Origin of the sequence: Wenzhouxiangella sp. AB-CW3 (assembly GCF_014725735.1) — a bacterium.
Classification (GTDB): domain Bacteria; phylum Pseudomonadota; class Gammaproteobacteria; order Xanthomonadales; family Wenzhouxiangellaceae; genus Wenzhouxiangella.
On record NZ_CP061368.1, the window covers coordinates 2,640,766 to 2,660,935 of the forward strand.

The window sequence follows — 20,170 nt, forward strand, 5'->3', positions numbered from 1 at the left end:
GCTATTGTCCGCGCAGGAACAGCTTGTCGAGCGACTTCATGTCCAGCTGCACCCAGGTCGGTCGGCCATGATTGCACTGGTCGGCGCGCTCGGTGCGCTCCATGTCCCTGAGCAGCGCGTTCATCTCGTCGATATTCAGGCGCCGGTTGGCCCGCACGGAACCATGACAGGCCATGGTCGAGAGCATCTCGTCGATCACCGTCTCCACCCGGCGACTGTCGCCCAGTTCGACCAGGTCGGCAAGCACATCGCGCACCAGCTTCTGGCTGTCGGCGCGGGCCAGCATGCCGGGCACGGCCCGGATCAGCACCGCTTCGGGCCCGGCCAGATCAACCTCGAAGCCGAGTCGACTCATTTCGTCGACATGGCTTTCCAGCGCCATCGCCTCGCGTCGCGACACCGCGATCTTCTCCGGCACCAGCAGGCGCTGCGAACGGACCCGGTCTTCCCCCCAGGACTGCTTGAGCCGCTCGTAGACGATGCGCTCATGCGCGGCATGCATGTCGACGACCACCAGGCCGTGAGCATTCTCGGCCAGGACAAAGACGCCATGAATCTGGGCCACGGCAAAACCCAGCGGCGGCATGTCGGTCTCGTTGTCCTGCTGCGCCGAAGGCACGGCGGAAGCCGTGCGCGCCAGCTCGGCGTAGCGGGCCACCGATTCGGCGACTCCCAGGCCCAGCCCCGCCTGGTGGCGGCCCTGGCCGGCAGCCAGCTCATGTACATTGTCGCCGCGGTGCGGCAGCGAGGCCGGGGCCGTCGCGCGGCTGCCCGGCCGGGTACCGGAAAGCCTTGAGTGAATGGTGGAAAACAGAAAGTCATGCACCAGGCGGCCGTCACGGAAGCGCACCTCGGTCTTCTGCGGGTGCACGTTGACGTCGACCCGGGCCGGGTCCAGCTCGAGCATCAACACGAATGCCGGGTGGCGACCATGGAACAGCACATCGCGATAGGCCTGTCGAACCGCGTGCGCCACCAGGCGATCGCGCACCAGGCGGCCATTGACGAAAAAGAACTGCAGGTCGGACTGGCTGCGCGAGAAGCTGGGCCGCGCAATCCATCCGGCCAGGCGCATGCCGGCATGATCGGTATCAAAGCTGATGGCCTGGGCCAGGAACTCGTCACCGCACACCGAAGCCACGCGCCGATCACGACCGGCCTCGTCGCTGGCCGGCAGCAGTCGTCGGATGCTGCGCCCGTCATGGGCCAGCTCGAAATCCACATCCATGCGCGCCAGTGCCAGGCGGCGCACGACTTCGTCAATGTGACCGAACTCCGTGCGTTCGGTGCGCATGAACTTGCGACGTGCCGGGGTGTTGTAAAACAGGTCGCGCACATCCACCACCGTGCCATGCGGCATGCCCGTCGGCCGGGGTTCGCTGGACTCACCGCCCTCGGCCTCTACTTCGTAACCGGTATCGGCATCGGCCGGCCGTGAAGCCAGACGCAGGCGCGAGACCGATGCAATCGAGGGCAGGGCTTCACCCCGAAACCCCATGGTGGCCACCCCCTCCAGCTCCTCCAGCGAACCAATCTTGCTGGTCGCGTGAGAATGCAGCGCCAACGCCAGCTCATCGGCGACAATACCGCCGCCATCATCCGACACCCGGATACGCCGACTGCCTCCCTTCTCGACCTCCACCCGAATCCGCCGCGACCCGGCATCGAGACTGTTTTCGACCAGTTCCTTGACGATGGAAGCCGGCCGCTCGACGACTTCGCCGGCAGCGATCTGGTTGACGAGATGGGTGGGGAGTTTGCGGATCGGCATGGGGGAAGTTTAACTGATGGGGTGGACGGGTGACGGGTGACGGGTGACGGGTGACGGGTGACGGGAGAAGGGAGAAGGGAGAAGGGAGAAGGGAGACGGGAGACGGGAGACGGGAGACGGGAGACGGGAGACGGGAGACGGGAGACGGGAGACGGGAGACGGGAGACGGGAGACGGGAGACGGGAGACGGGAGACGGAAGACGGGACAGGCTCTCTCTACTCCTCTCCCCCTCTCCCCCTCTTCCCCTCTACCCCTCTACCCATTTCCGTACAATACCCACACCCAAACCCAACCAACCCCCAACCATGCCCGATCAAAACCTTACCCTCTACACCTACTGGCGCTCGTCGGCCAGTTACCGGGTGCGCATGGCACTCAACCTGAAAGGACTGGAATATGAATCGCGGCCGGTTCACCTGGTGCGTGAAGGGGGACAGCAGTTCTCCGCCGAGTTCACGGCCATCAACCCCCAGCAGATGGTGCCGGCGCTGGTTCACGGCTCCCGGGTTCTGACCCAGTCGCTGGCCATTCTGGAATACATCGAGGAATGCTTTGCGCAGACACCACTGCTGCCGCAAGATGCTGGCGCTCGAGCGCGAGTCCGCACGCTGGCCCAGGCCATTGCCTGCGAAATACATCCCCTCAACAACCTGCGGGTGCTCAAGTACCTGACCGGACCGGCAGGACTCAACGAGGAAGGCAAGCTGGCCTGGTACCGGCACTGGACCGAGACCGGCCTGGTCGCGGTCGAGCGGCTGCTCGACGACCCGGCCACCGGGCGCTTCTGTCATGGCGATGAACCGACACTGGCCGATTGCTGTCTGTTGCCACAGGTCTATAATGCCCGCAGGTTCAATTGTGACCTGACCGGATGCAACCGCATCGTCAGCATCTGCGATGTATTGCAGCAGATCGGTGCCATCGAGGATGCCGCGCCCGAGAACCAGCCCGACGCCGATCCGGCCTGAGCGTCGGACCGAATCATGCTTGAGTGAGCAGAAATGAAAAGACTTCTTGCAACCACCATCGGCCTGCCGGCCCTGCTGTTGATGGCCGCCTGCGCCACGACTCCGGTCGACCCGGGCTTGCTGGACAACGCCCGAGTGGCCATTGAACAGGCCGAACAGGCCGGAGCCGGAGAATACTCGCCGCTGGAACTGCGGTTTGCCCATGAACGCCTGGCCCGTGCTGAAACCTTCGTGGACAACGACGACGACACCATGGCGCGTCGCATGGCCGAACAGGCCGAGGTTGAAGCACAACTCGCCCTGGCACGCACCCGTGCCGCCCTGGCCCGGGCCGAGCTGGCGCGCAAGCAACGTGAGCTTGAACAGATCGAAACAGATATCCGCGAAGTCTTCGGCGCGGAGGCGGTTGAACAATGAGCAGCCATACCCGAGTGATGACCCCGCTGCTGCTGGCAGCAGTGCTGGTGCTTGGCGCCTGTGCCACACAGCAGCCGCGCGATGATGCCGAGCTGCGTAACCTGCGAGCCGATCTCGCCGAATTCCAAGCCGATGAGACGCTTTCATCAAAAGTTCCGCTGGCCTTGTCCATGGCCGAGCGGGCCGTGCGCGAGGCCGGAGAGGAGCGCCTGTCCGACGACGAACGCGCGCATCGCATCCATGTCGCCAACAAGCGACTGGAAATTGCCCGCTCCGAGGCATTCAGGGCCCGGGCGCGCAACGAGGTCGAAGCCGTGGACCAGCGCCGCACCGAACTGCTGTTGCATGCCAGCCGTCTGGAAGTCGAGCAAGCCCGTCGCGAGACCGAGGACGCCCTGCGCATGAGCCGGGCCACGATGGAGGAAATCGAGCGTACCCGGCGCGAAGCCATGACGTCCGAGGAACTCAGGGAAGAGGCAACGCGCCGTGAGCAGGAGGCGCGCGAGGAAGCCGAGGCGGCGCGCAGGCTGGCCGAAGCGCAGGCCAGCGAAATCGAACTGGCGCGTCGCGAAGCCCAGTTGGCAACTGAATCCGCCGAGTCCATGCGCCGCCGCCTGGAGTACCTGGAGTTACGCGAAACCGACCGGGGTGTCGTAGTGACCCTGGGCGATGTGCTGTTCGCCACCGGTGAAACTGAACTTCAGGCCGACGCCCTGTCGAACATTGAGGATGTGGTCGAACTACTGCAAACCGAACCCGACAAGCGCATTCGCATCGAAGGACACACGGACTCCACCGGCCCGGCGAATGTCAACATGCGCATTTCTCAGCAACGCGCCGAGGCGGTGCGCGACCAGCTCGTGGCCATGGGCATCGAGGCCGACCGGATTCAGGCCGTCGGCATGGGCGAGGACTTCCCGATCGCCAGCAACGAGTCCTCGGATGGTCGCAGCCGCAACCGTCGCGTCGACGTCATATTGCTCAACGACTGAGCGGCGCCGCCCCCGTCACGGCGGGGTCGGCAGCGTGCCCTTGAACCGGCCGCTCATTGGCGCTATAACTAACACCATCATGGTGGATTTTTCGAGCGCCCCGCTCACCTTTACTGCCAGCTTCGGCGGCCACTGCCAGCACTTCCCGGCGCGGCCGAAGTCCTGCCCCATCATTCCCGCTTTTCCGGGCCGCAGTCTTGCGGCCCGTTTTTCTGTCGTTGCCGGCACAGCCGACAGCGACGACCACGCTGGACCAAGCAAAAGGAGTCTGCACATGTTCGAAAACCGCAAGGACCAGATGGAAATTCTCCTCAAGGACAACGAGGAATTCCGGCGCCTGTACAACCGTCACCAGCAGCTCGAAAAACGTGTCCTCGCCGCCGAAACCGGTACCGCACCCATGGAAGACCTGGCCCTGAACCAGCTCAAGCGCGAGAAACTCAGGGCCAAGGACCAGCTTTTCCGGATCATGGATCAGGCCCAGGCCGCCTGACGACCCTACGACTTTCACCCCGTTTCTCCAGACGCCCGATGTCCCGGCATCGGGCGTCTTTCTATCTGAACAGCCTTGCCGCGCCCCGGCCCAGCGGATAAGGTGGGCGGCTATCCACCAGGCCCAAGAAAACCGGACAATGAGCTTTCACAACAACGTGCTGGAACTGATCGGCAACACCCCGATCGTGCGAGTCAACCATCTCGACACCGGCCCCTGCGAACTCTATCTCAAGCTTGAAAACCACAACCCGGGCGGTTCGATCAAGGATCGTATTGCCCTGAAAATGATCGAGCAAGCCGAGCGCCGCGGCGACCTCAGGCCCGGCGCCACCATCGTCGAGGGCACGGCGGGCAACACCGGCCTCGGCCTGGCACTGGTCGCCGCCCAGAAGGGATATCGACTGGTGCTGGTCATCCCCGACAAGATGAGCCAGGAAAAGATCTCCAACCTGAAGGCCATGGGTGCAGAGGTCATCATCACCCGCTCCGACGTGGGCAAGGGGCACCCCGAGTACTACCAGGATCTGGCCCAGTCCATCGCCGAACAGACCGACAACGCCTACTTCATCAACCAGTTCGGCAACCCCGACAACCCGCTGGCTCACGAAACCATGACCGGTCCGGAAATTCTCGGTCAGATGGGAGATCAGCTCGATGCCGTGGTGGTCGGCGTGGGCTCCAGCGGCACCGTCACCGGGCTGTCACGATGCTTTGCGCGGGAAGCACCGGAGATCGAACTGGTGCTGGCCGACCCGGAAGGGTCCATACTGGCCGATTACATCGCCACCGGAAAGGTTCGCGATGATGCCGGTGGATGGCTGGTCGAGGGAATCGGCGAGGATTTCCTGCCGTCAATCAGCGATTTCTCGCGCGTGCGCAAGGCCTACTCCATCCCCGACCGCGAGAGTTTTCTCACCGCGCGTGAACTTTTGCAGCATGAAGGGCTGCTGGGCGGGTCATCCACCGGCACGCTGGTGGCGGCGGCGCTACGCTACTGTCGCGAGCAGACCGAGCCCAGGAAAGTGCTCAGCCTGGTCTGCGATACCGGCAACAAGTACCTGTCCAAGGTCTACAACGACTACTGGATGCGCGAGCAGGGCTTTTCCGACACCGAAAAACACGGCGACCTGCGCGACCTGATCGCCCGATCGGTCGACACCCACGATGCCGTGACCGTGGGCAGGGACGAGCCCCTGTCGAACGCCTACAAGCGCATGAAACTCTACGACGTCTCGCAACTGCCGGTACTCGACGGCGACTGCATCGTCGGCATCATCGACGAATCCGACATCCTGCTGGCCGTCTACGACCACGAAGAGCGTTTCTCGGAGCCTGTGTCCAGCGCCATGGTCACGGAACTCGAGTCAGTCCAGGTCGATGCCGCCATCGACGATCTGCTGCCGATATTCAATCGCGATCATGTCGCCATCGTGATGGAAGGCGAGCGCTTTCTCGGGCTGATTACCCGGGTGGATCTGTTGAACTACCTGCGGCGGCGGGCGGATCGGTGAGGGGGAAGATAGTGTGAAGTGTGAAGTGTGAAGTGTGAAGTGTGAAGTGGGAAGTGGGAAGTGTGAAGTGGGAAGTGGGAAGTGGGAAGTGGGAAGTGGGAAGTGGGAAGTGGGAAGTGGGAAGTGGGAAGTGGGAAGTGGGAAGTGGGAAGGGTTAGGTGTTAGGTGTTAGGTGTTAGGTGTTAGGTGTTAGGTGTTAGGTGTTTGGGGTTAGGGGTTCTTGGGTGAGGTGGTGATGCTTGGGTTGTCGGGTGAGGTTTGGCGGGTTTGGTGGAAGGTTGCTTTCCTGAGTTTTGGGGGGCCGGCGGCGCAGATTGCGGTGATGCAGCGGTTGATCGTGGAGGAGAAGGGCTGGATCGGGCAGGATCGGTTCAATCACGCGCTCAACTTCTGCATGTTGCTGCCCGGGCCCGAGGCGCAGCAGCTGGCTACCTACATCGGCTGGCTGCTGCATGGAACACGCGGCGCGCTGGCCGCCGGCATCATCTTCATCCTGCCCGGTGCGCTGATCATGCTGGGCCTGAGTCTGCTCTACGTGACCGTCGGCCAGGTCGGTGTGGTCGAGGGGCTGCTGTTCGGCCTGAAGTGCGCGGTGCTCGCCATCGTGGCCCAGGCCTTGGTGCGCATGAGCGGCAAGGTCGTCCGGGGATTGGCGGCAGGGCTGCTGGCGCTGGCCAGTTTTACGGCCATGTTCCTGTTCTCCCTGCCCTTCCCGCTGGTAATCCTGGCTGCCGGGGTGATCGGAATGTGGTTGTTCCGCCCTGGCGCCGCGCCCGAGGTGGAGTCGGACACATCGCCCCGGATGGGCCGGCACACCTGGCTGTGGACGTTGCTGGCCTGGCTGGGTCCGCTGGCCGTGCTGGCGGTGGTACTGGGCCCCGGCTCGGTGTGGACCGAGCTGGCCACCCTGTTCAGCCTGCTGGCCACCTTCAGTTTCGGCGGAGCCTATGCCGTGCTGGCCTGGGTGGCGCAATTCGCCTCGGAAACCCGTGACTGGCTGACCGCAGCTGAAATGCTAGACGGCCTGGGGCTGGCCGAAACCACGCCCGGGCCGCTGATTCTGGTCACCCAGTTCATCGGTTTCCTCGCCGCCTCGCGTAACCCGGCCACCCTGCTCGACCCCTTGCTGGCCGGCTCGCTGGGCGCCTTGCTGACCACCTGGATGGTGTTTGCCCCATCGTTTCTGTGGATCTTCCTGTTCGCCCCCAAGGTCGAGAAATTGCGCGGCAATGCCCGCATCAGCGCCGCACTCAGGGGGATTACCTCGGCCGTGGTCGGGGTCATCGCCAACCTCGCCGCCTGGTTCGCCATCAACCTCATGTTCGCCGAGTCCCGCCCCGTCGACCGCTACGGCCTGGATTTCAATCTGCCCGTCGCCACCAGCATCGATCCCTGGGCGCTGGTGCTGACGGCGCTGGCCGCCGTGTTGCTATTCCTGACCCGGCTGGGACTGGTGGGAACCATCCTGTGCATGGCGCTGGTTGGACTGGTGCTGCACTTGGTCGGAGCACTTTAGGGACTGCGTCTGATGCGCCTGTGCTCCGCGAAACCACGCCGGACACCCCGGTCCAATATGGGATAATTCACCGCCTCGCAGTCTGCGCCCCGCGTGCAGACCACACGACAATACGACCAAGTGACCCATGACCATGTCCGACAAGCTTTCCACCCGCGTCATCCACGCCGGCCAGTCGCCTGACCCGTCCACCGGCGCGATCATGACACCGATCTACACCACTTCGACCTACGTGCAGAACAGCCCCGGCGACCACCTCGGCTTCGAGTACTCGCGCACGCACAATCCCACGCGCAAGGCTTGGGAAGCCTGCATCGCCGACCTGGAAAGCGGTTCGCACGGCTTCGCCTACGCCTCGGGCATGGCCGCGATTGATGCACTGATGCACCTGCTCGAACCCGGCGATCACGTGCTGGCCATGCACGATCTCTACGGCGGCACCTGGCGGCTGTTCGAAAAGGTCAGGCGGCCCGCCTCCGGGCTGGAGTTCAGCTTCATCGACCTGACCGACGTGGACGCGGCACGTGCCGCGATCACCGATCGCACAAAGATGATCTGGGTGGAAACACCGACCAACCCCATGCTGCAGCTGGTCGACATTGCCGCCATGGCGAAACTGGCGCGCGAGTGCGGTGCTTGGCTGGTGGTCGACAACACCTTTGCCACGCCCATGCTGCAACGTCCGCTGGAGCTGGGTGCCGATATCGTCGTGCACTCGGTCACCAAGTATCTCAACGGCCACTCCGACATGGTCGGTGGTGCGGTGGTCGTCAATGACGACAAACTGGCCGAACGCATCGGCTTCCTGCAGAACTCTTCCGGCGGCGTGCAGGGACCGTTTGATGCCTTCCTGGTCATGCGCGGCGCCAAAACCCTGGCCCTGAGAATGAAGGCCCACTGCGAAAATGCCGGACGCATCGCCGACTGGTTGAGCCGCCACCCCAAGGTAGAGAAAGTGATCTATCCCGGCCTGGACGGCTACCCGCAGAAAGCCCTGGCCGAGCGGCAGATGGACGGCTTCGGCGGCATGGTCAGCTTCGACATCGGCGGCGATCTCGACCGCGCCCGCCGCTTTCTGGAGAACACCCGCCTGTTCGCCCTGGCCGAATCACTGGGCGGGGTGGAATCCCTGGTCAATCATCCGGCCATCATGACCCATGGCTCGGTGCCGAAAGACCGGCGCGAAGTGCTCGGCATCACCGATACCCTGATCCGCCTGTCGGTCGGCATCGAGGATGTCGACGACCTCATCGCCGACCTGGAAGCCGCCCTGGATCATGTTTGATAACCTGAGGTGAATGCACCACAGAGACACGGAGCACACAGAGAAAGTATTCCCACTGTAACTCTGTGTTTCTGTGGTAAATCCTTACAGGCGCGTCAGTATGAACGTGGCCACGGCGATGATGCCGCCTGCAGCCACTGCGCCGATAGCCACCCAGGTCCAGGGGTTGATGGTATGGCGCTGCTCGACCTCGCGCAGCACACTCGGCGGCCTCAGACCCGGGGCCTGCAAGACGAAGCGATGCTCACCCAGACGGATCTCGTCGCCCGACTTCAACGGCTGACGCGACACCGGTTCGCCGTTGACCCAGGCCTGATCATCGGCTTCCAGCATCAGCACTTCGCCGTCAAAGGTGATGCGGGCATGCTGTTCGAGCAGGCCGTCGATGGCAATATTGGCACCATCGGCACTGCCGATGGCGGTGTCGGATTCGTCCAGATCGAAGGTCTGGCCGGTGTGGGGGCCGGAGGCGGCTTTTAGGCGGAAGGTCATGGGGGTGGAGTGTTAAGTGTTAAGTGTTAAGTGTTAAGTGTTAAGTGTTAAGTGTTAAGTGTTAAGTGTTAAGTGTTAAGTGTTGGGTGTTAGGTGTTAGGTGTTTGGTGGGTGTTGATGATAACGGGTTTTGGATTTTCAGTGCCACGCTTCATCCTTCTTTGTAATCCACCAGCTCGCGTAGTACCGATGTTGCGTAGCTGCCGGTATTGAGTTCGAAGGTCAGTTCCAGGGTATGGGGCTCGGGGTAGGACCATTCCAGGTCCTTGACGCGCATGCGCAGGGCTCTTCGTTCCTGTTGCATGCCGAATTTGGCCAGGCCTTCGACCAGTTCGGATTGTTCGGCGAACACCGTCTGTTCGATGGCGGCGGCCTCCCCGGCGGCCGGTGATTCGCCGCGGCCGGGCAGGGGCCCGGATGGGTGGATGTCGAGTTCGGTGCAGCGGCGGATCTGTTCGGGGTCGGCGGCGTCGGCGGCGAAGAACGAGCGCGAGCCATCGAGCACGGCGAGGTCGCCGTCGATCAACTGGTGCCAGTCGCCGCGGCGCAGGCGCTCGGCCAGCACCTTGTTGAATACCAGGCTGCGCGCAGCCGACAGGTAGAATCCGCGCTTGGACTTGGACGGCTTGCGCCTGAGCTCGCCGCGAAACAGCGCATGGGCCCGGGCGATGTTGTTGCCGCCGAAGCGCTGCTCGCCAAAGCCGTTGGGCACACCCTGCCGGCTCACGGTGGCCAGACGCGCCTCCAGGGCATCCATGTCGCCCTCCAGTTCCCGTACCCGCAGTCGGAAACGATTGGCTTTCAGCCGCCCGCGCTTGATCTTGCGCGAGGATCGAACGGCTTGCAGGATGCGGATGCCGTCCAGCGCCCAGTTGGCAGTATCCGGGTCGTCTCGTCCCGGCAGGTGAATGGAGAAATACTGCCGGGTCACGGCATTGCGATCCTTGAGACCGGCAAAACTGACCTGACGGGGGTGCACTCCGGCGGCATCGGCCAGCCGTCCGGCCACTTCCACCGTGTTGCACTCGCGCTTCTCGACCCACAACCACAAATGTTCGCCTTTCCCGTCCGGTTCGTGACCCAGAATTTCCTCGACATGGAAATCTTCCGCCGTGGATCGAATACAACCACGAACCGGTGGGCCACCCCAGGCGAATTCACTCATGTACAGGCAACAGTCGGTGAGAAAGGGAGGATTATCGCAGAAGCCGAATGGTCTCACCGCCCGGAATGATCCGGGCGGTGAGCAACGCAGTGATTCGGACGCGGCTTGAGGTCGATCTACCAACGCTAGTCAGCGGGCAAATCCATGGTCAGTCACGTTATGCAATATCACTGTGTACGGCCGCCTCGTGTCGTGGCGATCGTGGTGAGCGCGAATGTCATAGCGCTTGCCCGCTTCGAGTTCAACAGTGATCCGATTGAACCCGTCCTCGCCCCGGCTGCGCAGAGTCAGTGTGCGCGGAAGCGGACGGCCGCTGATACGGACCTCCAGTTCGTACTCGCCCGGCTCCAGCCACAGCGCGTCACGCGGCTCGATCCTCTGCCCGTCAATGGCAATGAACTCGATGGCGTAAATGTCCCGGGCTTCACCCGATCCACCATGAATCATGGCTGCATCCGCGCCGGGGCTGACAAAGGATGGGCGTTCGGCCAGGGCAGCACCTGGAATGGCGGTCGCCAGCACCAGCGCGACCCCGGTGAGAACCATCGTAACTCTCGATTTCATGACCTGCCTCCTGCAATCACATCAGACAATTGGCTTTCAGTACCTGCGCATTCTGCCGCCCGCATGGACCTCCATCCATGGAAAGACCCGAAAATTTTCCTGAAATTGCTGCAGAACTGCATGAGTTCGGCTCAATCCAGCTCCGCCTGGATCTCGGGCCAGCGCGCGACGAGATCGGCAATGAGATAGTCGACGGTATCGGACACAGGCAGCTTGGGCTGGGCTTCCCAGGACAGGCTGGATGACCACAACACCCGCCCGGCGGGCATTTCCAGCATGCGGGCAGTCACCTGCCATTGATCAACCTCGTCGGCCACCACCGTGCCCTCGATCAGAAGTTGCACCCCGAGATCCTCGGCCACGGCTGCGGCGACATCCTCACGCTCCTGGTAAGGCCTGAGCGTGGCGCGACCGATCAATACCATGGCATCCAGATCCGCCTGCCAGAGCTGCCCGAGCAGGGTATCGGCCAGCAGCAGTTCCACTCGACGATCGTCTTCAGCAGGACGGCCATAAAGCTCGAAGGGAATAATCGCCAGGGTACCGGTCCTGACCCGTTCATCCGGTGCAGGCGCAGGCAACAACCAGATCAGCACAATCACGATCAGGGCCAAGACTGCCAGCCCGGCCAGCAGCCACGCGCGCTTTTCTCCCCGGGGTGCCTGTCGCCGCTGAGCCTCTTCGATCTGCCCGCGGAATCGATAGCCTCGGCGGGGGATGGTTTCGACCAGATCGCTGCCCGCTCCGACGTCGTCCAGCGCACTGCGCACTTCGCGCAGCAAGGCGGCCAGACCCGCCTCGAAATCGACAATCCGCCCGTCTTCCCAGATGGCGGCAATCAGCCTGTCCCGGCTGATGATTTCGCCGGGCTGGTCCAGCAGATAATCCAGCAGACGTGCCGCCTGTGGCCTCAGCGTGACCACCCGGCCACCGTCGGCCGTCGACAGACTGCCGTCGCGCGGGTCAAAGCGGCAACCATTGAAGTGGTGTGGCTGGCTACGGGTATTCATGGCCTTGCGCGCAAAACAGGTTCAAAACGGAACTTGCCTGGCATTGTCGGCCAATGTCCGGTGTGCGGCCATGCCGGATACCTGAAATTGAGCTTAGATTTCCCTGAATCGATAGTGCCCACCTGGGCAAACACGTGAGCTCAGGGGTCCGGTTCGGCATGTTCCGGATCGACGATCAGAAAAAACTCCTCGCCTTTGCGAATCAGGCCCAGTTCCGCCCTGGCGCGCTCCTCGATGGCTTCGAGGCCGGCCCTGAGGTCCTCGACCTCTGCCGCCAACGCCTCGTTGCGCGCCTCCAGGCGCTCGTTCTCCTCGAACTGTTCCTCGACCATGGCGCGCAGAGAGCGCACTTCACGCACTTCCTGCCAGAAGCGGATTTGCACCAGCACCAGCAGTATGGCCAGCACGATCAGGATGATGCGCATTTTTCGTCGTCAGGAGTCGGCAAGTAGCATGCCGGCGATGATAGCGCGATACACGCCCGGCAGGCGATCCAGGTCGTCGACGCGGATGCATTCATCGACCTGGTGAATGCTGGCATTGACCGACCCGAGCTCGACCACGGGTACGCCGCGCGGACCCAGGAAACGGCCGTCGGAGGTGCCACCGCCGGTATTGGCGGTCGGAGCAATGCCCAGATGCTCGCGGCAGGCCGCGTCAACCACTGTCGGCAGGGGACCGGTGGCCGGGCCGAAAGGTTCGCCCGAAACCCGCCAGTCCAGTGTCCAGTCACCCGGATCATGTGTCTCGATCAATTGGCGCAGGCGCGCTTCGAGCTGGTCGGCGGGGCTGTTGGGGTTGTTGCGCAGGTTGAACCAGATGTCCAGTTCACCGGGCGTGACATTGTCGGCGCCGGTGCCGGCACGGATATTGGAAATCTGCAGTCGGGTCGGCGGGAAATGCTCGTCACCATCGTCGAAGTCCATCTGGCCCAGCGCAGCCACCAGGGGGCCGGCCCGATGCACGGGGTTGTCGGCCGGATCGGCATAAGCCGTATGCCCCTGGATGCCACGCACCTTCAGCTTCGCCTGGATGCTGCCGCGCCGGCCGATGCGAATGGTATCGCCCAGCCGCTCACGGCTGGACGGCTCGCCCACCAGGCAGGCATCGGGCAGCAAGCCGCGCTCTTCCAGCCGCGGCACCACCGCACGCACGCCTTCGCGCGCCGGCCCTTCCTCATCGGAGGTCAGTAACAGCGAAACCGTGCCGGAATGATCCGGATGCTCGGTCAGAAACTGCTCCAGCGCCACCACGAAAGCCGCGTCCGAAGACTTCATGTCGGCCGCGCCACGCCCGTACAGCATGCCCTCACGCACCTCCGGGGAAAATGGCGGCGAAGTCCAGTGCTCCAGCGGCCCGGGCGGAACCACGTCAGTATGGCCCAGCAGCATCAGGTGCGGCGCGCCTTTGCCATGCCGGGCAAACAGGTTGCACACCTCGCCCACATCAATGCGCTCCACGACCATGCCGACTGTTTCCAGACGGGCACCAATCAACTCCATGCAGCCGGCATCGGCCGGCGTCACGGATTCACGCCGCATCAACTCCACGGCCAGTTCGAATACGGGGGAAGAACTCATAGGGACAGCTTAGCCGAAACCGTTAGCCAGCTGAGATCAAGAATGTCTCTTCAATCTGTGCAGGTTCGCCCCAGATTCCCAGATCCGACTTGACGCCGGTAGGTGGAACGTACCACAATACAGCCATGATTCGGAGTTTTGCGTGCGACGAAACTCGAAAACTGTTTGAAACAGGCAAGAGTCGCCGGTTTTCGTCTATCGCCAAAGTGGCTTTGCGCAAGCTTGATCAACTGGATAATGTGACCCAGCCGCGGTCTTTGGCCACTCCTCCAGGCAACTGTCTGGAGGCGCTCAAAGGCAATCGCATCGGACAGTTCAGCATCCGAATCAACAAGCAGTTGAGAGTTTGCTTCCGCTGGAGCGACAACGGCCCCGAGGGCGTAGAAATCGTGGATTATCATTGAGGTGCGAGATGAACAGAGTAACCACACATCCCGGCGAAATGCTGCTTGAGGAGTTCATGGTGCCGCTGGGCCTGTCGGCTCGGGCACTGGCGCGTGCGCTGGATGTTCCCCACAACCGGATCTCCGAACTGGTGGCCGGTCGCCGCTCCATGACCGCCGATACGGCCGTGCGCCTGGAACGCTACTTCGGCATGGAAGCGCGGTTCTGGCTCAATCTGCAAACCGCGCATGACCTGTCCCGCACACGAGCGGAAGGCGATTTCGAGCACATCAAACCACGCGAAGCCGCCTGATTTCCGGTCGCCGGGGCACAACACACGACTGGCCCATCCCGGGCGCCAGATCGAGAATTCGCACCTCTGACGGATCGCCATTCCTGAGGCCGATGGGCAAGCTCAAGACAGATCGCCCGCCAGAGTGCGTCCGCTGTCAATCGACCCGATGGCTCCGCCGTGACCGTCGCCTGTCAACGACAATGCCCAACTGGCAGATGCGTGCAAGTAGACATTCAGGGTCGACTCGACATCACCCTCTTCCGACACGAAGTTGACCTTCAGGGCCACGGTATTCTCACCTGACTCGCGTGTATTCGAGACCTTGCAGCAAGGAATCGAGCTCCCCGGACGAGGTGAAGATTGGCACGATCAGGGCTTGCCCGGTACCCGACGGTGAGACATGAACCGCATGGTCACGGCCGCCGTCGCGGCCAGCGTGGCACGTCGGGGAGTTGCGATTCGTGGCATGCCCGCCCCGTCCGAGCCATAATTCAAACCCACTAAACGACCAAGCGACCCAGAGACATTTGTGCTGTCCGCCCTCCGCCACCACCTTCGCCGACGCAAGCTGGACCGGCATGCGCCCGATCCGGTGCTGTTTCAGCGGGTGCTTGACTACTTTCCGGTGCTGGACGACATGGATGCCGCCACACGCGAGAACCTGTACCGGCGCACCACGGAGATCCTGGCCGACAAGGAGTTTCATGGTGCGGCAGGGCTCGAGTTGGCTCCCGAAGAGCACCTGGCGGTGGCCGTGCTGGCCGCGTTGCCCGTGCTCGTTCTGGGGTCGGAGTGGTACCGGCATTTCCATACCTTCATCGTCTATCCGTCCGGCTTCTTCGCCGACTACGAGGAGGCTGACGAGGTCGGGGTGGTGCATCGCGGCCGTGACCTGCGCGCCGGCGAAGCCTGGGCACACGGGCCGGTGGTGTTGTCGCTGGAGGACATCGAGGCCTCCGGCCAGGGTCAGGGCTACAACGTGGTGGTGCACGAGCTGGCCCATCAACTCGATCAGATCAACGGCGATATGGACGGCTTTCCGCCGCTGCATCGGGACATGGATGCCAGCGAGTGGGCCAGCACCTTCGCCGACGCCTACCAGCGCCTGGAACAGCAGCTCGACGCCGGCATTCAACCGGCCATCGATCCCTATGCCGCCGAATCACCGGCCGAGTATTTCGCCGTGACCAGCGAGTATTTCTTTGATGCGCCGGGGTGGCTGCGTCAGCACGAGCCGGCGGTCTATCGGCTGCTGGAAGCGTTATATTGGCCTTCGATGGGGAGAGGTGAAGAGGGATAGAAGGGAGAGGGAAGTCTGGGATCAGTACACGCGTTAGCTACGCTTGATCAGGACATCCAACCTCGTCCGTCGGGGATGCAACCCCGACCCACCACGGTTATTGTCCCGGTCCTTCGGGGCCCCAAAGCATGCGGTCGATGGCGCGCTCGGGGCTGAAGCGCTCCAGGTCGATGGCGTCGTCGACGAATTCCACGCCTTCGGCTTCGAGGAGTTCGCGCTGGCGCACGCCCTTGCTGCTGTCTTCGGGAAAGCTGATCTGGCCCTGGGCGTTGACCACGCGGTGCCAGGGCAGTGCCAAGCGCTTCGGGGCGCGACCCAGGGCACGGCCGACCAGGCGGGCCTTGCCGGGCAGGCGGGCCAGTCGCGCGACCTCGCCATAGTTCAGCACGCAGCCTTCCGGGATCCCGGCCACAACCTCCCAGATGCGCTGGTAGCGATCCTCGTCGGAGAGCTCAGTCTTTTTCTTCGGATCGCTCACGGGCTGTCTCCAGCATCGCCGAAACGATGCCATTGAGAATGTTGAGTTCGTTTTCGTCGGGGCGGGCACGCAGGTAGAGACGGCGCAGGCGCTGCATCAGGCGTCGGGGCTGGGCGGGATTGAGAAAATCGATCTCACGCAGTGCCACCTCCAGGCGTTCAAAAAAGAATTCCAGCCGCTCCGGCGGCTGCGGCTCCCAGTCCGGCGGCACGGTCTCGCCGGGGCCACCGCCAATGGCGGCCAGGTGCAGCTCGTAGGCCAGGATCTGTACCGCCTGGGCCAGATTGAGCGAGGAATACTGCTCGGAGGTCGGGATATTGACCAGCCAGTTGCAGTGGCGAACTTCTTCGTTGTTCAGCCCGCTTTTCTCGCGCCCGAACACCAGCGCCACCTCGTGCGACCCGGCCTCGGCCACTACCCGCTCGGCCGCCGCACGTGGATCGAGCAGGGGCTGGGGCAAGGAACGCAGTCGGGCGGTGGTGCCCAGCACCAGGCCGCAACCGGCGATCGCGTCCATGAAATCATCCACGACCAGCGCTCGGGCCAGCACATCGTCGGCGCTGGAAGCCATGGCCGTGGCCTCGCCACTGGGATAGCACTCGGGAGAAACCAGCACCAGGCGCTCCAGCCCCATCACTTTCATCGCCCGCGCCGTCGCCCCGATATTGCCCGGATGGGTGGTACCGACCAGGACGATGCGAATACTGTCAGAGACTCGAGTCATGGCGGAGAGTTTACTATTTCCGACATGACGTCGATCAGCAAACTCTGGAGCGGCCGACTACCTGTTCATGTGCAGCCTGAACCACTCCAGGTTCCGTTGCATGCTTTCCAGCATCAACTCGGGTTCTCGCAGGGTGTGGCCGGAGTCCGGATAGAGAACGACATCGTGCGGGGTCCCGTGCCGCCAGAAACCCTTGCCGAGCTGCAACGCCTCCACCGCCGCAGACCGTTCTCCGGCCTCGATGAGCGTGGCCGTGTTCTCGACAAGTCGCTTCTGTAGCGCCGGGGATACGGCCAGGTATCGCTCCGGCGTGTCCCACGGTGTTCCCCCGATCATGGGCTCCTGGATGAATCGATTGCGTCTTCCTTCCATTGCCAGATACAGACTGAAGGCATTGCCCATGCCCTCGGAGAACGAGGCCGCCTTGAACCCTGGCCCGGCACCGGCCACCAGTGGACCCAATCCGGCACCGTGACTGTGGCCAATCAGGCCCAGCCGATGGCCGTCGATATCGGCGCGTTCGCTGACAGTCTCAACGCCGGTTTGCACGTCATCGACCGATTCCTCGCCCAGGGTGAACTGACGAAACTCGCGACCGAAGGAAGACGTGCCACGATAGTGGACTACGAGCACGGCATATCCCCGCGTAACAAACTTTGTGAGCGGGTACGCCCAGGTCATCCGTGGATAGAGAGAGAACTGATTGGTGACCACAAAGGCTGGCCCGCCGGCCAGAAAGACCAGCAACGGAGCCGGCCGGTCCGGCGACGCTTCCTCCGGCGTGAGCAACCAGCCCGACACCTGTGTCCGGTCGGAGGATCGCCACGAAACCGCTTTTGCCTCGGGAAGGTTCAACTTGGCCTGACGCGCGTTGAAGTGCGTGACCTGGGAGGCGGCTTCGGTCAGCGGATCGCCGACATGAACCTCTGGTGGTCGGGCCGTGCTCTGCTCGACCCAGGCGGCTTTCTCCACGCCATCAGCAAAGGAGAAACGCTGGTGACTGTCGTTCGTGACCCGAGACGGACGCAGCTTTCCTGATTCCACCTCCAGCGTGTAGAGGCCGTGACGGGCCTCGGCGATACGCTCGACCAACAGGGTTTCATCATCACGCCAGTGGATCGCGCGGGCGTTGAGTTCACGCCTGGCGGCTTTGACCGGAAACCAGGTCTCGGAGGAGTGGAGGTCGTGTACCCCCAGGTCGGCAACGCTGGCCATGCCATAGGAGTAGTCGGTGCGCGAGAACACCAGCCGCTGGCCATCGGGCGACCAGCTCGGTGCTGAATGGGCCACCCGGCCCTCGAACGGGCTGTCATCGATGCCATCCCGGCCCGCCTGCAGCAGGGTCGTCGCCCCGCTCGCAATGTCCAGCAGGCGCAGGTCCGCTCCTTCGCTGGGCCGGCGGCCCACGGGCGGTGGTGAATTCAGGGTGATCAAGGCCACTTGGGCGCCATCGGGGCTCAATGAAAAGTCCTGGACCGACCGATCTTCACTCAGGACTTCGGCCGACTCAGACGGACCCTGCTGTATCCACAGGCGTCCACGACGAGGCACCGGTTGGTATGGGTGCTGTAGCACGCCCTGCAGAAGGCGAGTCTGCGAGAAGCTTTCAAGATCCACGGAGATCCCGCGCCGACCCCGCTCCGTCAGGGCGCGCGGACGCCCCACCGGCTCTCGCGTGGTGTAGACCAGGAGCTGCCCGCCCGGCCCCAATGCAAAATCCGACACGCCTCTGGCCGCGTCGGTCAGCGCCTCGAAGCCATCACCTTCCGGAGCACCCGCCAACACCTGTCGCCCGCCGCCGCCCTCGGGCGCTGCCAGCATCACCAGCTGCTGGCCATCCGGATGCCATTGCACCTGACTTGCACCCTCGGGCACCGCCAGCTCCCGCACTGACGAGGTCGTGTCCGTCGGCACCAGCCAGAACCGATCCTCAACGTCGTTGGCCTCCGGGTCGGCGTGGCGGGTCTCGACCAGCACATGTTCGCCGTCGGGAGCCATGTCGATCGACCGAATCTCCGCGTAGTCGATGAAATCCACCAACTGCGGCTGTGCGGCGATTGCCGACATGGCCACCCCGAATCCTGCCAGACTTGCCGAAATGAATCGCATGAGTGACTTCTCCTCTCCTGGTGAACCCAGGGTGTCAAGGCGGCGAGATGTCGCAGTCAGGTCTTTGTGATCATTCGGTCAGGGAACGATCAGCGCGATCCGGAAGTTCCGAGCGACCCAGCACGTTCCGACACTACACCGCCGCGCTTTGGCAGCATCATGAGGAAGAATTCAGCTTTCCTTGCCGACCACCCATCGTGCAAGGTGTATCATGCCCCTGGTGCCAGGACAGCGCCCCTTTTACCTTTAACCTTTTTACCTTTAACCTGCCCCTCCCATGACCAACCCCTACATCAACCTCGCGACCGAAGCCGCCCACCGGGCCGGTGATCTGATGATGAAATACCGCTCGCGGCTGGAAGGGATTCCGGTGGAGCGCAAGGCACGCCATGACTATGTCAGTGACGTGGACCGGGCCTGTGAGCAGATCATCGCCGACTATATCCTCAAGCACCATCGCGATCACGCCATCCTGGGCGAGGAAAATGGTCATCGCGGCGACAGTGACTTCGTCTGGGTGGTCGATCCCATCGACGGCACCAGCAACTACCTGCGTGGCATTCCGCACTTTGCCGTGTCCATCGCGTTTATGGCCCACGGGCGCATCGAGCATGGCGTGGTCTACGATCCGGTGCGCGAGGAGCTGTTCACCGCCAGCCGTGGCGAGGGCGCGTTTCTCAATAGCCAGCGCATGCGCGTGTCCGGACGCAAGGAGCTTTCGGGGGCCGTGCTGGGCACCGCTTTCCCGTTCCGCAAGCGGCGCCTGATGGAAGGTTACCAGGGCATGTTCGATTCACTGTTCGAGAAAATCGAGGACATCCGCCGGGCCGGCACGGCCTCGCTGGACCTGGCCTACGTGGCCTGCGGCCGCCTCGATGGCTACTGGGAACTGGGGCTTCAGCCATGGGACTCGGCCGCCGGTGCGCTGCTGGTCCAGGAGGCCGGCGGCGTGGTCATGGATATCGCCGGCGGCGACAACTGGCTGAACTCCGGTCACATCATTGCCGCGCCCTACAAGCTCATCACTCCGATGCGCGCAGCCATCGATCCGCATGTCACCGAGGCCATGCATGCACGGGTGGCAAGAAGAGACTGAGCAAGCCGCTGATCCTT

At 63.2% G+C, this 20,170-nt stretch carries 23 protein-coding genes; 11 read left to right on the top strand and 12 right to left on the bottom strand.

What is annotated here, in order from left to right:
* Position 1 precedes the first annotated feature (1 nt).
* On the bottom strand, positions 2-1,771 hold the full coding sequence (gene mutL, locus IC757_RS11505) for a DNA mismatch repair endonuclease MutL (RefSeq protein WP_190974453.1): 1,770 nt from the start codon (positions 1,769-1,771) through the stop codon (positions 2-4).
* 306 nt (positions 1,772-2,077) lie between these two features.
* Here mutL and maiA point away from each other — a divergent pair, with 306 nt between their 5' ends.
* The 3 genes from maiA to IC757_RS11520 are packed head-to-tail and all read left to right on the top strand — an operon-like array spanning position 2,078 to position 4,149.
* Positions 2,078-2,740 (top strand): maleylacetoacetate isomerase, encoded by a 663-nt coding sequence (gene maiA, locus IC757_RS11510; RefSeq protein WP_190974454.1) that lies wholly within the window; start codon positions 2,078-2,080, stop codon positions 2,738-2,740.
* A 33-nt stretch (positions 2,741-2,773) separates the two neighbouring features.
* Complete coding sequence (locus IC757_RS11515; protein WP_190974455.1) at positions 2,774-3,157, top strand: DUF4398 domain-containing protein; 384 nt, start codon at positions 2,774-2,776, stop codon at positions 3,155-3,157.
* The gene (locus IC757_RS11520) at positions 3,154-4,149 is read left to right on the top strand and encodes an OmpA family protein (protein WP_190974456.1); all 996 of its coding nucleotides are present in this window, start codon (positions 3,154-3,156) and stop codon (positions 4,147-4,149) included. The genes IC757_RS11515 and IC757_RS11520 overlap by 4 nt, the downstream gene beginning before the upstream one ends.
* A 15-nt stretch (positions 4,150-4,164) precedes the next feature.
* On the opposite strand, the gene IC757_RS11525 is transcribed toward IC757_RS11520, so the two are convergent.
* A complete protein-coding gene (locus IC757_RS11525) occupies positions 4,165-4,323 on the bottom strand; it encodes a hypothetical protein (RefSeq protein ID WP_190974457.1) in 159 nt (52 codons plus the stop codon).
* Positions 4,324-4,423: 100 nt separating this feature from the next.
* On the opposite strand from IC757_RS11525, the gene IC757_RS11530 reads away from it, so the two are divergent.
* The 4 genes from IC757_RS11530 (at position 4,424) to IC757_RS11545 (ending at position 8,956) form a co-directional block, all read left to right on the top strand.
* Positions 4,424-4,642, top strand: coding sequence for a YdcH family protein (locus tag IC757_RS11530; RefSeq protein ID WP_190974458.1), 219 nt, complete (start codon positions 4,424-4,426; stop codon positions 4,640-4,642).
* Positions 4,643-4,781: 139 nt separating this feature from the next.
* Entirely contained in the window at positions 4,782-6,155 is a 1,374-nt protein-coding gene (locus IC757_RS11535; protein ID WP_190974459.1) for a pyridoxal-phosphate dependent enzyme, read from the top strand.
* A 235-nt stretch (positions 6,156-6,390) separates the two neighbouring features.
* Complete coding sequence (gene chrA, locus IC757_RS11540; protein WP_190974460.1) at positions 6,391-7,671, top strand: chromate efflux transporter; 1,281 nt, start codon at positions 6,391-6,393, stop codon at positions 7,669-7,671.
* Between the two features lie 133 nt (positions 7,672-7,804).
* Positions 7,805-8,956 (top strand): cystathionine gamma-synthase, encoded by a 1,152-nt coding sequence (locus IC757_RS11545; protein ID WP_223846105.1) that lies wholly within the window; start codon positions 7,805-7,807, stop codon positions 8,954-8,956.
* Positions 8,957-9,040: 84 nt separating this feature from the next.
* On the opposite strand, the gene IC757_RS11550 is transcribed toward IC757_RS11545, so the two are convergent.
* From IC757_RS11550 to dapE, 6 genes are all read right to left on the bottom strand, one after another.
* Positions 9,041-9,448, bottom strand: coding sequence for an FHA domain-containing protein (locus IC757_RS11550; protein ID WP_190974462.1), 408 nt, complete (start codon positions 9,446-9,448; stop codon positions 9,041-9,043).
* 151 nt (positions 9,449-9,599) lie between these two features.
* Positions 9,600-10,613, bottom strand: coding sequence for a tRNA pseudouridine(13) synthase TruD (truD, locus tag IC757_RS11555; protein WP_190974463.1), 1,014 nt, complete (start codon positions 10,611-10,613; stop codon positions 9,600-9,602).
* 129 nt (positions 10,614-10,742) lie between these two features.
* On the bottom strand, positions 10,743-11,177 hold the full coding sequence (locus IC757_RS11560; RefSeq protein WP_190974464.1) for a hypothetical protein: 435 nt from the start codon (positions 11,175-11,177) through the stop codon (positions 10,743-10,745).
* A gap of 131 nt (positions 11,178-11,308) precedes the next feature.
* Positions 11,309-12,187, bottom strand: coding sequence for a winged helix-turn-helix domain-containing protein (locus IC757_RS11565; protein ID WP_190974465.1), 879 nt, complete (start codon positions 12,185-12,187; stop codon positions 11,309-11,311).
* A 140-nt stretch (positions 12,188-12,327) separates the two neighbouring features.
* Complete coding sequence (locus IC757_RS11570) at positions 12,328-12,612, bottom strand: septum formation initiator family protein (RefSeq protein WP_190974466.1); 285 nt, start codon at positions 12,610-12,612, stop codon at positions 12,328-12,330.
* A 9-nt stretch (positions 12,613-12,621) separates the two neighbouring features.
* Positions 12,622-13,767, bottom strand: coding sequence for a succinyl-diaminopimelate desuccinylase (dapE, locus tag IC757_RS11575; protein WP_190974467.1), 1,146 nt, complete (start codon positions 13,765-13,767; stop codon positions 12,622-12,624).
* A 125-nt stretch (positions 13,768-13,892) separates the two neighbouring features.
* Here dapE and IC757_RS11580 point away from each other — a divergent pair, with 125 nt between their 5' ends.
* Both IC757_RS11580 and IC757_RS11585 read left to right on the top strand, forming a co-directional pair.
* Entirely contained in the window at positions 13,893-14,171 is a 279-nt protein-coding gene (locus IC757_RS11580) for a type II toxin-antitoxin system RelE/ParE family toxin (RefSeq protein ID WP_190974468.1), read from the top strand.
* Between the two features lie 8 nt (positions 14,172-14,179).
* A complete protein-coding gene (locus IC757_RS11585) occupies positions 14,180-14,464 on the top strand; it encodes a HigA family addiction module antitoxin (protein ID WP_190974469.1) in 285 nt (94 codons plus the stop codon).
* 102 nt (positions 14,465-14,566) lie between these two features.
* On the opposite strand, the gene IC757_RS11590 is transcribed toward IC757_RS11585, so the two are convergent.
* Entirely contained in the window at positions 14,567-14,734 is a 168-nt protein-coding gene (locus tag IC757_RS11590) for a hypothetical protein (protein WP_190974470.1), read from the bottom strand.
* Between the two features lie 241 nt (positions 14,735-14,975).
* Here IC757_RS11590 and IC757_RS11595 point away from each other — a divergent pair, with 241 nt between their 5' ends.
* Positions 14,976-15,746, top strand: coding sequence for a zinc-dependent peptidase (locus IC757_RS11595; RefSeq protein WP_190974471.1), 771 nt, complete (start codon positions 14,976-14,978; stop codon positions 15,744-15,746).
* A gap of 97 nt (positions 15,747-15,843) precedes the next feature.
* Here the strand turns inward: IC757_RS11595 and IC757_RS11600 are convergent, their stop codons facing one another.
* From IC757_RS11600 to IC757_RS11610, 3 genes are read right to left on the bottom strand one after another with little or no spacing between them, the layout of a single operon-like run.
* Positions 15,844-16,224, bottom strand: coding sequence for an MGMT family protein (locus IC757_RS11600; RefSeq protein WP_223846106.1), 381 nt, complete (start codon positions 16,222-16,224; stop codon positions 15,844-15,846).
* Positions 16,199-16,948 carry an RNA methyltransferase gene (locus IC757_RS11605; RefSeq protein ID WP_190974473.1) on the bottom strand — a complete coding sequence of 250 codons (750 nt, stop codon included), beginning with the start codon at positions 16,946-16,948 and terminating at the stop codon, positions 16,199-16,201. Before IC757_RS11605 ends, IC757_RS11600 begins: the two co-directional genes overlap by 26 nt.
* 57 nt (positions 16,949-17,005) lie before the next feature.
* Positions 17,006-19,057, bottom strand: a complete 2,052-nt coding sequence (locus IC757_RS11610) for an alpha/beta hydrolase family protein (protein ID WP_190974474.1) — start codon at positions 19,055-19,057, stop codon at positions 17,006-17,008.
* A gap of 277 nt (positions 19,058-19,334) precedes the next feature.
* Between IC757_RS11610 and IC757_RS11615 the strand changes: the two genes are divergently transcribed.
* Positions 19,335-20,153, top strand: coding sequence for an inositol monophosphatase family protein (locus tag IC757_RS11615; protein WP_190974475.1), 819 nt, complete (start codon positions 19,335-19,337; stop codon positions 20,151-20,153).
* The last annotated feature ends 17 nt before the right edge of the window (positions 20,154-20,170 follow it).